The organism is Sphingopyxis sp. EU05-FHT14B03 (assembly GCF_058790875.1).
The window spans coordinates 936,493-950,964 of record NZ_JBYTDC010000003.1; the positions used below are offsets into that span (position 1 = coordinate 936,493).

A 14,472-nucleotide genomic window follows, 5' to 3' on the forward strand; every position below is an offset into this window, starting at 1 on the left:
GGACAGACATGAACAGAGCCTTCGCCTTCATTCTCATCTTCGCCATGGTCGCCGGCATCGCGGCGGGCTGGTTCGTCAATTCCCAATTCCCCGCCGCCAAGGCCGCCGAAATCGCCGACAATCTCTCGATCCTTACCGACCTTTTCCTGCGGCTCATCAAGATGATCATTGCACCGCTGGTCTTCGCGACGCTCGTCGCGGGGATCGCGCATATGGAGGATGCCGCCGCGATCGGCCGGGTCGGCGCCAAGACGATGGGCTGGTTCATCGGCGCCTCGATCATTTCGCTGTCGATCGGGCTTGCCATGGTCCACCTGCTCCAGCCCGGCGCTGGTCTCGCGCTCGACCTGCCGACCGGCGACGCTGCCGGCGTCGTTGCGGCGGGCGACTTCTCGCTCAAGCAGTTCGTCACCCACCTCATCCCGCAGTCGATCGTCGAGGCGATGGCGCAGAACGAGATCCTCCAGATCGTCGTCTTCTCGGTCCTCGTCGGCTCGGCGGTCGCGGCAATCGACGACAAGGCGCCCGCCGTGCTCGCGCTCGTCGAACAGGTCGCCGCGATCATGCTCAAGGTCACGGGGTTTGTGATGAAGACCGCGCCGGTCGCAATCTTCGCCGCCCTCGCCTCGACCGTGGCTACCCAGGGTCCCGGGGTTCTCGTCACCTATGCCGGTTTCGTCAGCGGCTTCTATCTCTCGCTCGGCGTCCTCTGGCTCGTCCTCTTCCTTGCCGCGCTCGCGATCATCGGCGCCCGCGCCTTCGGCCTCTTCCGGGGGATCCGCACCCCCGTTCTCCTCGCCTTTTCGACTGCGAGCTCGGAAGCCGCTTATCCCAAGACGATGGAAGTGCTCGAGAAGCTGGGCGTCAATCGGCGCATCGTCTCCTTCGTGCTGCCGCTTGGCTACAGCTTCAACCTCGACGGCTCGATGATGTACTGCACCTTCGCGGTGCTCTTCATCGCGCAAGCCTATGGCATCGACCTCAGCATCGGCCAGCAGATCACGATGCTGCTTCTGCTTATGGTGACCTCGAAGGGGATGGCGGGCGTCCCGCGCGCCTCGCTCGTCGTGATCTCGGCGACCCTCGCCTATTTCAAGCTGCCCGAAGCCGGGCTGCTGCTGATCCTCGCGGTCGACCATCTGCTCGACATGGGCCGCTCGGCGACCAACGTCGTCGGCAATTCGGTCGCTGCCGCCGTCATCGACCGCTGGGAAGGCCGCCGTATGGCGCGCGAAGCCGCCGCCGGCGAACCCGCCCCCGCCGAACAACTACCCTCTCTCGCAACCAAGGAGTGAATATGTCTCGTATCGAAAGCCGTCTCGCCAGCCTCGGGATCGAACTGCCTGAGGTCTGTCCGCCGGTCGCCAACTATGTGTCGTCGACGCGCTCGGGCAACATCGTGCAGATCTCGGGCCAACTCTCGACCCATGCCAGCGGCGGGATCAAGGGCACCATCGGCGCCGACTGCAGCCTCGCCGACGGCATCATCGCCGCGCGGCTCTGCGCGATCAATCTCATCGCGCAATTCAAGGCGGCCACCGACGGCGATCTCGACCGCGTTGCCCGCGTTCTCCGGCTCGGCGGTTACGTCCAGGCAGGTCCCGAATTCTACGAGATCCCGGCCGTAATGAATGGCTGCTCGGACCTCATCGTCGACGTGTTCGGCGAAGCCGGAAAACATGCCCGCTCGGCGATCGGCGTCTACCGCCTGCCGTTCAACTTCGCGGTAGAAGTTGATGCGGTGATCGAACTGGCCTGAACGGCGACAGGAGGCGGAAACTGGAAAATTTCGCTGTAGTGCAAAAGGTTGTAATTTTCTGCGCCAATGTTGATGGGGATACGTCGATGACTTGCGTCATAGCGAGACGAGATGGGGAGAAATCCATCCGCCGCACGGAGGACGACGCGCCGATCGGGTCGAAACAAGGGGACATGGCATGACGAACCGCACATATTCGAACTACCGCAAGCATATTCTCGCCGCAGCATCGCTGATCGGAATGATCGCCGCACAAAACGCGGCCGCCCAGGAACAGGCGGCGGAGACCCAGGCCGCGACCGAGCCGCAATCGGCTCCCCGCGGCGAAGAAATCGTCGTGACCGGCAGTCGCATCGCTGGCACCAAGATCACCGAAGCCTTGCCCGTGACCGTGGTCGGCGAGGACGAGATTGCGGCGACCGCTGCGGTGTCGGGCGACGAACTGTTGCGGTCGATCCCGCAAATGAGCGACCAGTCGTTCAACAGCAGCAATGGTCAGACGAGCAGCAATTTCGCGCGCGGCGACGTCGGGTCCATCGATCTGCGCGGACTGGGAGTCGGCAACACGCTGGTCCTGCTCAACGGGCGCCGGCTTGTGCAGCACCCAAGCAGCCAGGCGAGCACGTCGCTGGCGCCGGTCATCACCTATAATAGCAACTCAATCCCGGTCTTCGGTATCCAGCGCGTCGAAGTGCTCCGCGACGGCGCGGCAGCCCTCTATGGCACCGACGCCGTGGCGGGCGTGGTCAACACCATCCTTCGCGACAATGTGAACGGCGGCGGTTTGTCGGTCCAATATGGCGGAGCAGAGGGAACGGGGCTGCGCGAGTTCAACGGCTCGGGCTATCTCGGCACCGACTTCGCCGAGAATCGCGGCAATATTTCGCTGCTGTTCAACTACACCAACCGCACGGCGCTGTCCTCACAGGACCAGGATTATACCGCGACGTCCGATCACCGCCTTTTCGACGATTTCGCAGGGACTGTGTTCGCAGGCTCGAACAGCCTCGACGATACCAGCACTTTGTCCCAGTGGGGCAATTTCACCACCGGTGTGCGCGTGCGCCGCGGAACGACCAACATCACCACCACGGGCGGGGTGTTTTCGATCCAGCCGACAGCCAATGGTGGCTGCTCGGCCGATCTGGGGGGCGGAATCTGTATCGACGATGCGACGCGTGCCACGACCGGCGCGGATCGCAACACAAGGTGGAACGCCCAGGCCAATTATCCGCTTTCGATCATCCCCAGACTGGATCGTATCAACGTGTTCGCGAACGGCCATTATGACCTCAGCGACAATCTGACCGTCTTCGGCGAAGCCGGCTATTATTATGCCAAGACGCGGAGCATCCAGGACAGCGTCTTCTCGATCGGTTCGATCCAGATGACGGTGCCGGCGTCCAACTACTGGAACCCCTTTGGCCCCGTAACCTTCGCCAATGGCACGTTAAACCCGAACCGCCTCGCGGGGATCGACGCGCCCGCCGCCGGCCTGCCGGTGACGATCACAAGCTATCGTTTTGTGGACATGGGACCAACCGTCGTCGATGTCACCAACCGCCAGTTCCGGGCATTGCTGGGGCTTCGCGGCGAGGCGCTCGGTTTCAACTGGGAGACGGCGGCGCTCTATTCGCAAGCAACGGTCCGCGATGTTCAGGATGGGATCAGCGCCACGCTTCTCCAGCAAAGCCTCGCGCTCTCGACGCCCGATGCCTATAATCCGTTCAATGGCGGCAGCGCGACCAATCCGACCGGTCCCGACACGACACCTAGCAATCAGGCCGCTCTCGACGCTATCGCGATCAAGACTGTTCGCGCGGGCAAATCTACGCTGGCGCAGTGGGATTTTCGGGCATCGAAGGCCGATCTTCTGACGTTGCCCGCCGGCAACGTCGGCATGGCGCTTGGCTTTGAGCTGCGTCGCGATTCCTATCTCGACGACCGCGACGAGCGCGTCGACGGAACAATCACCTGGACAGACACGGTCACCGGTATTGTCCAGCCATCCGACTTGTTCGGCGTCAGCCCGACCCCCGACACCAAGGGCTCGCGCACGGTTTTCGCTGCCTACTCCGAACTGGCCGTGCCACTGATCGCGCCCGAAATGAATGTTCCGCTCATTCGCAGCCTCGAGCTACAGCTGGCGGGCCGCTACGAGCATTATTCGGATTTCGGCAGCATCGCGAAACCCAAGGTGGCCGCCGCTTGGGACCTCTTCGATGGCTGGCGAATCCGCGGCTCGTGGGCGCAAGGCTTCCGCGCGCCGAACCTCGAGCAGACCAAGGCAACGATCATCACACGCGGCAATACGCGGACCGATTATATCCGCTGCGAGGCCGATTTGCGCGCGGGCCGCATCACCAGCTTCGACGCTTGCGCCCAAGGTTTTGTTACCACCGGACGGCGCGCGGGCAACCCCGACCTGAAGCCGGAAACCTCGACCACCTGGACGATCGGTACTGTGCTCCAGCCGCCGGCCTTCAATACCGGCCGACTCCGCACCACCTTCACGGTGGACTATTGGCAGGTCAAGCAGAAGGGCATCGTCGGCGTATTCGGCGAAGGCAACGCGCTCATCAGCGATTATCTCCTCCGCCTTCAGGGGTCGAGCGATCCCACCGTGGTCCGCCTGGCGCCGACTGCCGACGATATCGCATTGTTCGCCGGGACTGGCATCGCACCGGTCGGTCGGGTGCAATATGTCGACGACCAGTATCGCAACCTGGAACCACAGACGGTGCGCGGGATCGATTTCGGGCTCAACGTCGGGCTTCGCGACACGGGAATCGGCGATTTCACCATGTCCGCCAACGCGGCCTATCTGCTCAAATATTTCCGCGACGTGTCCCCTGACATCCGGGTCCTGCTCGATGCGCGCGCGGCGGGCGACATCAACATCGACACGGTCATTCCGGAAGGCGGTAATCAGGTTCGCCGCGACGCTTTCCCAAAATGGCGCGGCTCGGCCTCGCTTACTTGGAAGCTTGGGCAATTCACGGCTGGCGGCTTTGTAAGCTATACCGGCAGCGTCATCGACAACGACATTTCGATCGGCGGAGAAAACCTGATCGTAAAGGCGTACACCACCGCGAGCCTGTATGTGCAGTATGACCTTAAAGGCGGGTTCACCGATGGAACCCAACTGCGTGTCGGAGTTCGCAACATTACCAATGCGCAACCGCCGATTGATTCGAGCGGCTTCGGCTACATGGGTTCGCTTCATTCGCCGATCCCGCGCTACTGGTACGTCAACGTCCGCAAGACTTTCTGACGCACCTCCCGTCCGGCCGTCGCGCACCCCCGGCGCGGCGGCCGGATTGCTGCCCATTCCATCCCTTCGCACAAGGTGATCCCGGCGTGACACGACATTTCTCCGACACCATCTCCCCGGCCCGCACCCCCCGCGCGGTGCGCGCCGCGCTTCTCGGCACCACGCTCGCGCTCCTCGCGGGCTGCGCCGCCGATGCCTCCTCGGCGCGCCCCGCCAACACGCCACCGCCGCCCGCGGAACCGGCGGCAGCGCCGGCGCCCGCACCGTTCGCGAGCACCTACCAACCGCGTCCCGCCGCCGACACGGCGATCGTCGGCGCCTCGATCCTGACCGGCACCGGCACCCGGATCGACAATGGCACGGTGCTGATGGCCGCAGGCAAGATCATCGCGGTCGGCGCCGATGTCGCTGTTCCCTTAGGCGCGCGCGTCATCGACGGGCGCGGCAAGTGGGTCACCCCCGGCATCATCGACGCCCATTCGCACCTCGGGGTCTTTCCGGCGCCCGGCGTCCAGGGCCATGCCGACGGCAACGAGAATATCGACCCCTATACCGCGCATGTCTGGGCCGAGCATTCGATCTGGCCGCAGGATCCCGTATTTACCAAGGCCCGCGCCGGCGGGGTCACCAGCCTGCTCATCCTGCCGGGTTCGGCCAACCTCTTCGGCGGCCGCGGCGTGAGCGTGAAGAATGTACCCGCGGTGACCGTCCAGCAGATGAAATTCCCGGGCGCGCCCTACACGCTGAAAATGGCTTGCGGCGAGAATCCGAAAGGTCGCTACGGCAGCCGCGGCCGCGCCCCCGCCACGCGCATGGGCGAAGTCGCGGGCTTCCGCCGCGCCTGGATCGACGCCGCCGAATATGGCCGCAAGGTCGATGCCTATGAAAAGAAGCGCGCGCGCGGCGAAGGCGGCGAGGCGCCCAAGCGCGACCTCGGGCTCGAAACGCTTGCGGGCGTGCTGAAGGGCGACATCCTCGTTCAGAACCATTGCTACCGCGCCGACGAAATGGCGGTGATGCTCGATGTTGGCCACGAGTTCGGCTACAAGACGCGCGCCTTTCACCATGCGGTCGAGGCTTACAAGATCGCCGACCTGCTCGTCGCCGACGATGTCTGCGTCGCGACCTGGGCGACGCGCTGGGGCTTCAAGATGGAAGCCTATGACGCGATCGAGGAAAATGCCGCGATCCTGAGCAAGGCGGGCGTCTGCGTTGCGATCCATTCGGACGAGCAGCGACTGATCCAGCGCCTCAACGTCGAAAGTGCGGTCGCGATCGCCGCCGGGCGCCGCGCGGGGATCGACATTCCGCAGGAGGAGGCGATCAAGTGGATCACCCTCAACCCCGCGAAGATCATGGGCATTGCCGACAAGACCGGCTCGCTCGAGCCGGGCAAGATGGCCGACGTCGTGCTGTGGAGCAAGAATCCGTTCAGCGTCTACGCCATCGCCGAGAAGGTCTTCATCGACGGCGCGCTCGTCCTCGACACGAGCGATCCCGCCACGCGCTACCGAAGCGATTTTGAAATCGGCCAACCGGTCGGGGAGGAATGAGATGCAACGACGGCTCCCAGTTTTCACAGGCATCGCCCTGGCCCTCGCTGCGACCGCCTCACCGGTCGCAGCGCAGACCTTCGCGATCACCAACGCGCATCTTCTGACGCCCGGCCCCGTCGGCGAGGTCCAGAATGGCACGATCCTCGTGCGCGATGGGCGCATCGCTGCCGCCGGCGCAAATGTCGCCGTCCCGTCAGGCGTGCGCACGATCGACGCCAAGGGCGCGACGGTCACTCCGGGGCTCATCGCGGTGAACACCGCGCTCGGCCTCCTCGAGGTCAGCTCGGTCGACGGTTCGGTCGACAACAAGACGCATAATTCGGGGATCAGCGCCTCGTTCGACGTCCAGTACGGGCTTAACCCGGCGTCGACGCTCATACCTATCGCGCGGCTCGGCGGCGTCACCCATGCGGTCGTGATGCCCGACTATGACGACAGCGACAAGGAACGCGAACTGCCCTTCGCGGGCAAGGCCGCGCTGATCTCGCTCGGCGAGGGCGCGGCTATCCTCCATCGACCCGGGGTCGGCATGATGCTCGAGCTTGGCGAGGATGGCGCCGCGCGCATCGGCGGCTCGCGCGCTGCCGAATTCGTGCAGCTTCGCCAGATTTTCGATCTCGCGCGTCAGGCGCCGCGCGACGAATATCCGTTCGAGCTCTCGCAGGCCGATGTCGCGGCGCTGAAGCCCGTGCTCGCTGGCACGATGCCGCTGATCGTCGTCGTCCACCGCGCCGCCGACATCCAGCAGGTGCTGAAGCTGGCGCGCGACTACAAGCTCAAGATCATCCTGTCCGGCGCCGAGGAAGCCTGGCGCGTCGCCGACGAAATCGCGGCGGCGAAGGTCCCCGTGCTCATCAATCCGACCTCGAACATCCCCGCGAACTTCGACATGCTCGGTGCCTCGCTCCAGAACGCGTCGATCCTGAAGGCAGCGGGGGTCGAGATTGCGATCGGCGGCAACGACGCCGGCCACCGCGTCCGCGAGATGCGCTATAATGCCGGCCTCGCCGTATCGCGCGGGCTGCACTATGCCGCAGGCATCGAGGCGCTCACGCTCGCACCCGCCCGCATCTTCGGCGTCGCCGACCAGATGGGTTCGATCGCACCCGGCAAGGCAGCCGACATCGTGATCTGGGACGGCGATCCGCTCGAGCCGCTCACCCAGCCGACCGCGATCTTCATCGCGGGCAAGGAACAGCCGCTGACGTCGCGCGCGACCGAACTCGGCAAGCGCTACGCGCGCTAACGCGCCGCGCCCGTACTGAAGGTCAGGACGGGCGCGCCGTGAGCGGCAGCGCGGTGGTGAACTTGATTTCTTCCATCGAGAAGGCCGAGCTTACATCGGTGAGCCGGATCGAACGGATGATGCGCCGATAGACCGCGTCATAGGCGGCCATGTTCTCGACCCTGAGCTTGAGCAGATAGTCGACGTCGCCGGTCATGCGGTAGAATTCGACGACCTCCGGAATATCGCGGATTGCCGAATTGAGCATCTCGAGCCAGGCTTCGCTATGCTCGGAAGCGCGCAGGCTCACGAAGACCGTAAGGTCGAGACCGAGCGCACTGGCGTCGAGGATCGTGACGCGCCGCGAGATCACCCCGCTTTCCTCGAGCCGCTTGATCCGCCGCCAGCAAGCATTCTGCGACATATTGGCCTTGGCGGCGACGGCCGCGACCGAGAGCGTCGCATCCTCCTGAAGAAATCCCAGAATCCGGACGTCGGCATCGTCGAGTGAAACGCGGGTCATGGTTTTCCTCCTTCAAACGTCTTGCGCGCTAACGAAAGAAGGCGCGGGTCGCGGCGAGGCGTCATCCTCGCCGCCTCCATATCCATCGGCGCCATCACTGACGGCATCCGACGCCGGCCCCATCCGTGCGATCGCCGTCGTCGCAGCGACATCCATGGTCACATTGCCAACCGTCCGCACGAGATCGGGGATCATCTCGACCGCGATCAGCAGGGCGAGCGGCTCGATCGGAATACCCATCGCGACGCAGATTGGCGCGATCGAGGTCAGAAAGCTCACTTGTCCAGGCAGACTCACCGACCCGATCGTCGTGATCGCTGCCACCGCGGCGCCCGCCGCGATCGTGGACGGCGCGAGCGATATGCCAAGCCAGTGCGCGACATAGATGGCGACTGCGAGGTTCATCGCCGGGCTCGTAACGCGGAAGATCGCGACCGCGACCGGCAGCGATACGCGCGACACCGAGCGGTCGATCCCGAGATCGGTCGATGCCTTCAGCATCGGCGGCAAGGAGGCGAGCGACGACTGGGTGCTGAGCGCGACCGCCTGCGCGGGTGCGACCGCCTTCGCGAAGGCGAGAAGACGCACGCGGCCACCGAATACCGCGACCGGATAGGCGAGCGCCCAGGCGGCAAGCCCGGCGCTCGACACGATCACGACATAATGGGCGAGCGCGCCGATCGCCGAGGTGCCGGCGCGCGCGCCAACCCCGAAGGCCAGCGCGAGCACGCCGATCGGCGCGAGCGCGAGCACCCAGCCGACGATGAGCAGCACCGCGCTCGCGATCGTGTCGAAGAAGGCGGTCACCGGCTCGCGCTGCACCGCGGGCAGCCGCGCCAGCGCGACCGCAAAGACCGCGGTGAAGAGGATGAGCGGAAGAAGCGCGTCGTTCGCGGCCGCGGCAAACGGATTGGTCGGTACGATCGAGCGGAGGAAGGCGGCAATCCCGACCGTTGGCGCCTCGACATGGGCCGATGTCGTAAGGCTCCCCGTGAGCGAGCGCGCGGCGTCGGCCGGCATCGGGAAGATACCGAGCAGCGCGGGAATGAGGAGCGCCGCCATCGCGGTCGAAATCCATAGCAGCGCAATGAACGTGACGACCGAGCGCATCGCGACGCGATCGCCGCGCGCGCTATCGACCGTCTTTGCGATCCCGGTGATCAGGAGCGAGACGACGAGCGGGATGATCGTCATTCTGAGTCCGTCGAGCCAGATACCGCCGATGCTGTCCGCAATCGTTACCGCATCGATGAGACCAGCGAGCCCGAGCCGCGTCCATCCCACGCCCAGCGCCAGTCCAGCGACCAGCGCCGACAAAATAAGCCAGGTTCTCGCCATGCGATCACTCCTCCTACCTCCGATGCGGGAGGCCCCTTTGCTTTGACGCGCTACGAACCGAACACCCCATCGCCCAAAGCGCGATTCCGCGAGGAAGTTTTGCGGTCCCTCGCCAAATGTTGCAGTTCCGAGGCGACTCCGGGGCAGATGATTCGACCGGACCGACGTTGTTCATGTAGGATTTCGATCATTTGATCGACCGAATACCGAACTATCAGTTCAAACATCCCAACATTCGCCAAATTCCTGCCAAAGTCGGTGATGAATTCACCCTAGCACTCATGTCATAAAATGTCGCCACAAGGGGACGCACGATGACATTCAGTGCCTATGGGGCCGAGTATGAGACTGAAAACGTCACGGCCGGCGATGGCTGGCAGACGTTCGAACTTATCGCTCCACCTCCGGAAAAGCCGCCGGCCACTCCCGCTTTGCCGTCCGACAACGCCGCGCCCGATCTTGTCGAAGCTTTCTGGCCGCACCTCCCGCTACTCAGGAAATATCTCCGCCGCCGCGTCCCGGTCGCCGACCTCGACGACATTCTCCAGGACGTTCTCCTCAGCATCATTCGCCGCGCCGACGCCGCCGCGGTCGCCCATCCCAAATGTTATCTCTTCCAGGCCGCGCAGGCCGCGCTCATCGATCGCCATCGCCGCCAGACGACGCGCCGCAGCGACTGCCATTGCCAGCTCGACGAACCTGACCATCCGGTCGACGAGATGTCGCCGCTGCGCATCCTGCTTGCCAAGGATGAGGTCCGCGCTGTCGAGACCATGCTCAGCCAGCTTCCCGAGCGGACGCAGGAAATCCTCGTCGCGATCCGTGTCGAAGGGTCGAGCCTGAAGAGCCTCGCGAACCGCTACAACATCTCGACGAGCGCCATCGAAAAACATGTGACCAAGGCCGCCAAGGCGCTCTCGGTCGTCCGCCGCAGCGATCTCGTCGCGGCACATCGCAACGGCGTGTCGCCGCAGCGGCAGAAACTCCTCTCCAATTCCATCTGAGAAAGAAAATATAGATGACGCTTTGCAGTATGGTTCACGAGCAGACGCGGCTCATCCACGGCGATACCCCGTGCGACGCGCTCCAGCGGACCCCCGGTCCGCCGATCCAGCGCGGCTCGACCGTTCTCCTGCCCAGCTGTGAGGCGCTCTACGACGGCGGCAAGGTCACCTACGGCCGCGTCGGCCTCTCGACCCAGCGCACGCTGCGCGATGCCCTGCGCGATCTCGAGAATGCCGATGAAGCCTTCATCTATCCCTCGGGCCTCACCGCGATCACCGGCACGCTGCTCGCGCTGCTCTCCGCCGGCGACGAAGTTCTCGCCTGCGACACCGTCTATAATCCGACCCGGCGTTTCCTTGCCGGCACGCTCGCGCGCTACGGCGTCACCGCGCGCTACTTCGATCCCGCCGACGATGCCGAAGCCATCCGCGCGATGATAACGCCGAAGACCCGTGTGATCTTTCTCGAATCCCCCGGTTCGCTGAGCTTCGAAATGCAGGACATCCCGGCGATCGCCGCAATGGCGAAGGAAGCCGGGATCATGACCGTGATCGACAATACCTGGTCGGCCGGCGTCCTCTTCAAGCCGCTCGATCACGGCGTCGACGTGAGCATCCAGTCGCTCACCAAATATGTCTGCGGCCATTCGGACGTGTTCATGGGGCTCGCCGCGGCGAAGGGCCATGCCGCCGAACTGCTCGCGGCGTCGAGCTATGAGACCGGCTGGGCGGTATCGCCCGACGACGCCTATATGGCGATCCGCGGTCTGCGGACACTCCATACCCGTCTCGCACAACATGGCGCCGCCGCGCTTCAGGTCGCCAAATGGCTCGAGGCGCAGCCCGAAGTCCATTCGGTGATGTGCCCCGCGCTGCCGAGCGATCCGGGTCATGCGATCTGGAAGCGCGATTTCACGGGCATCTGCGGCCTGATCGGCGCGGTACTCCAGCCCGCGCCCGAAACGGCTGTCGCCGCGATGGTCGAGCAGCTCAAGCTTTTCGGTCTCGGTTTCAGCTGGGGCGGCTATGAGAGCCTCGCCATTCCCGTCGACCCGCAGCTCAAGGCCCGGACCCACAAGCTCAGCTATCCCGGCCCCTTGCTAAGATTGCACATCGGGCTCGAAAGGGTGGATGACCTCATCGCGGATTTGCGGCAAGGGCTCGACACCCTTTCGCAGGACACCGCAGCGCCACCGCGCAAGTTGAGGGCCGCAGGATAAGCGCCGAAACAAGCGGAAAACAAAAAATCGCAGGTTCACCGGGGGAACGATTTTCCGTATTCAGGAGCAAGACCATGCAAAAATATACGAGACTTCTGGCGGGGGCGTCCTGCGTCGCCGCCGCCATCTCCATGCCTGCTTTCGCGCAGGATGCCCCGGTCGACGACGCCGGTGAAACGGCCTCCCAGTCCGAAATCATCGTCACCGGCACCCGCGGCCAGGCTCGCACCGTCATTTCGAGCCCGACCCCGATCGACGTGATCGGCGGCGAAGAGCTTGAAAAGCTCGGCGGCGGCATGCAGCTGCGCGACGCGCTGACGCAGCTCGTGCCGTCCTTCCAGTCGACGACCGTGGGCAGCTCGTCGTTCAACAGCCTGACGCGCCCCGCGGGCCTTCGCGGCCTTTCGGGCGTCCATGTCCTCGTGCTGGTCAACGGCAAGCGCCGTCACAACAGCTCGATCATCGACTTCAACTCGGGCGCGACGTCGCAGGGCGGCAACCCGGTCGATCTCGACCTCATTCCGTCGAGCGCAATCGAGCGTATCGAAGTGCTGCGCGACGGTGCCTCGGCACAATATGGCTCGGATGCGATCGCGGGTGTGATCAACGTCATCCTGAAGACCAATGACTCGGGCGGCAAGGCGACCCTCGAAGCCGGCCAGCGCTATGGTCGCGACGGCAGCGGCAGCGATGGCGAAACCATCTCAGGCAGCGTCTCGCACGGCTTCGCGCTCGGCGACGGCGGTTCGTTCACACTGTCGGTCGAAGGCAAGAAGGCCAATGCCGCCGTGCGCAACACCGACGTAACCGGGGCGCTTTATTTCCCGCTCGCCGGCGGTGTACCCGATCCGCGCGAACTCACCGCCAATCGCCGCACCTATCAAGGCGGCCTCCCCGACGTGAAGGACGTCAAGGTCGCGCAAACGCTCATCCTGCCGCTCGGCAACGTCACCTTCTATTCGGATGGCACCTTCGGCTATCGCGACGCGCGCGTCGGCCAGGCCGGCCGCCGCCCGAACAGCAACCAGAACATCATCCAGATCTATCCCGACGGCTTCACGCCTTACTACACGCTGCAGGAAACCGACTTCCAGTTCACCGGCGGCCTTCGCGGCGAGACTGCGGACTGGAACATCGATCTCAGCAGCACCTATGGCCGCAACTATGCCAAGAATGGCGCCGAAAATACGCTCAACGCGTCGCTCGGTCCGTCGAGCCCGACCGAGTTCAAGACCTTCAGCTCGGCGTTCGACCAGTGGACGAACAATCTCGACCTGACGCGTCGTATCGAGTTCGGCGGCGAGACGGCACTCCAGGTCTCGCTCGGCGCTGAATATCGTTACGAGAATTACGTCACCAAGCCGCTCGACGTCGACAGCTACCGGGCCGGGGGCTATTTCTATCCGACCGGCCCACTCGCCGGGCGCCCGGCACAGGTCGGCGCGCAGGGCGCGATCGTCGTCACCCCCGAGGATGCCGCGAACATCAATCGCAACATCTGGGCGGGTTATGTCGATCTCGCGCTCGACGTCAGCCCGCGTTTTCTGGTCACAGCGGCGGGCCGCTTCGAGCATTTCGACGACAGCTCGGGCAGCGTCTTCAGCGGCAAGGTGAGCGCACGCTATGAGCTGACCGACTGGCTCGCACTGCGAGGTGCGTTCAGCAACGGCTTCCGCGCCCCCTCGCTGGCGCAGCAGGACTTCGCGCAGACCTCGACGTCGATCAATCTTGTCGGCGGCGTCTATATCCCGGTGCTCACCAAGATCGTGAAGACCAACTCGGCGGTCGCGCAGGCGCTCGGCGCGCAGCCACTCAAGCCGGAGAAGTCGAAGAACTACAGCCTCGGCTTCACGCTGACGCCGGCGTCGGGTCTCTCGCTCTCGGTCGATGCCTATCAGATCGATCTTGATGACCGCATCACCCTCACCGGCCTGTTGTCGGGCACGGGGATCCGGAACATCCTGATCGCGAACGGCTTCTCGGGTGACCAGTCGGTGCGCTTCTTCACCAACGCCGTCGACACGCGCACGCGCGGCGTCGATGTCGTGGGCACCTATGCGTTCGACGTCGGCAGTGCCGGACGCCTGCGCACGAGCGTCGGCTTCAACTATAATGACACCGACATCAGGAAGATCGCAGCCAACCCGAGCGAACTCGCGGGCCTCGGCCTGACCCTGTTCGACCGGCGCACGCAGGGATGGTTCACCTCGACTCCCAAGACCAAGCTGATCCTCGGCGCCAACTTCGAATCCGGTCCCTTCACGATTAACGTCAAGGAAACGCGCTACGACAAATTCAAGTCGCTCGATAATCTCGTCGGGGGCCTTCCCGTCAACGACCAGAGCTTCGGCGCCAAGTGGATCACCGATCTCGAGGTCTCCTATGGCGTGACCGAGAAGTTACGGGTCGCAGCGGGTGCCTATAATATTTTCGACGTCTATCCCGACCGCACGACCGTCGCCAACACCATCGGGCTCGCGCCTTATGGCGCCGGGCCGTTCGGCCAATATGGCGGTTACTATTATGGCCGGATCGCACTCGATTTCTGATCCCCACCATCCTCAGGAGTCCGC

The 14,472-nt window shown here is 64.3% G+C and carries 10 protein-coding genes; 8 read left to right on the plus strand and 2 right to left on the minus strand.

Going from position 1 to position 14,472, the window contains the following annotated elements; all coding sequences use genetic code 11:
• Nucleotides 1-8 precede the first annotated feature (8 nt).
• The 5 genes from AC3WS4_RS21015 to AC3WS4_RS21035 all read left to right on the plus strand — a co-directional run bounded on the left by AC3WS4_RS21015 (nt 9) and on the right by AC3WS4_RS21035 (nt 7,835).
• On the plus strand, nt 9-1,295 hold the full coding sequence (locus AC3WS4_RS21015; RefSeq protein ID WP_492737994.1) for a dicarboxylate/amino acid:cation symporter: 1,287 nt from the start codon (nt 9-11) through the stop codon (nt 1,293-1,295).
• A 2-nt stretch (nt 1,296-1,297) separates the two neighbouring features.
• On the plus strand, nt 1,298-1,759 hold the full coding sequence (locus AC3WS4_RS21020; RefSeq protein WP_350031719.1) for a RidA family protein: 462 nt from the start codon (nt 1,298-1,300) through the stop codon (nt 1,757-1,759).
• A 178-nt stretch (nt 1,760-1,937) separates the two neighbouring features.
• Nucleotides 1,938-5,033 (plus strand): TonB-dependent receptor plug domain-containing protein, encoded by a 3,096-nt coding sequence (locus AC3WS4_RS21025; RefSeq protein WP_492737997.1) that lies wholly within the window; start codon nt 1,938-1,940, stop codon nt 5,031-5,033.
• 137 nt (nt 5,034-5,170) lie between these two features.
• Nucleotides 5,171-6,586, plus strand: a complete 1,416-nt coding sequence (locus AC3WS4_RS21030) for an amidohydrolase (RefSeq protein WP_053555669.1) — start codon at nt 5,171-5,173, stop codon at nt 6,584-6,586.
• A gap of 1 nt (nt 6,587) precedes the next feature.
• The gene (locus AC3WS4_RS21035; protein WP_082660529.1) at nt 6,588-7,835 is read left to right on the plus strand and encodes an amidohydrolase family protein; all 1,248 of its coding nucleotides are present in this window, start codon (nt 6,588-6,590) and stop codon (nt 7,833-7,835) included.
• Nucleotides 7,836-7,857: 22 nt separating this feature from the next.
• Here AC3WS4_RS21035 and AC3WS4_RS21040 read toward each other — a convergent pair whose 3' ends face one another.
• Nucleotides 7,858-8,337, minus strand: a complete 480-nt coding sequence (locus AC3WS4_RS21040) for an Lrp/AsnC family transcriptional regulator (protein WP_037512420.1) — start codon at nt 8,335-8,337, stop codon at nt 7,858-7,860.
• A 12-nt stretch (nt 8,338-8,349) separates the two neighbouring features.
• Nucleotides 8,350-9,675 carry a dicarboxylate/amino acid:cation symporter gene (locus AC3WS4_RS21045; protein WP_492738000.1) on the minus strand — a complete coding sequence of 442 codons (1,326 nt, stop codon included), beginning with the start codon at nt 9,673-9,675 and terminating at the stop codon, nt 8,350-8,352.
• Between the two features lie 314 nt (nt 9,676-9,989).
• On the opposite strand from AC3WS4_RS21045, the gene AC3WS4_RS21050 reads away from it, so the two are divergent.
• The 3 genes from AC3WS4_RS21050 to AC3WS4_RS21060 all read left to right on the plus strand — a co-directional run bounded on the left by AC3WS4_RS21050 (nt 9,990) and on the right by AC3WS4_RS21060 (nt 14,448).
• Nucleotides 9,990-10,679 carry an RNA polymerase sigma factor gene (locus AC3WS4_RS21050; RefSeq protein WP_053555670.1) on the plus strand — a complete coding sequence of 230 codons (690 nt, stop codon included), beginning with the start codon at nt 9,990-9,992 and terminating at the stop codon, nt 10,677-10,679.
• Between the two features lie 14 nt (nt 10,680-10,693).
• The gene (gene metC, locus AC3WS4_RS21055) at nt 10,694-11,899 is read left to right on the plus strand and encodes a cystathionine beta-lyase (RefSeq protein WP_082737026.1); all 1,206 of its coding nucleotides are present in this window, start codon (nt 10,694-10,696) and stop codon (nt 11,897-11,899) included.
• Nucleotides 11,900-11,973: 74 nt separating this feature from the next.
• Nucleotides 11,974-14,448 (plus strand): TonB-dependent receptor plug domain-containing protein, encoded by a 2,475-nt coding sequence (locus AC3WS4_RS21060; RefSeq protein ID WP_294048577.1) that lies wholly within the window; start codon nt 11,974-11,976, stop codon nt 14,446-14,448.
• Nucleotides 14,449-14,472 lie beyond the last annotated feature (24 nt).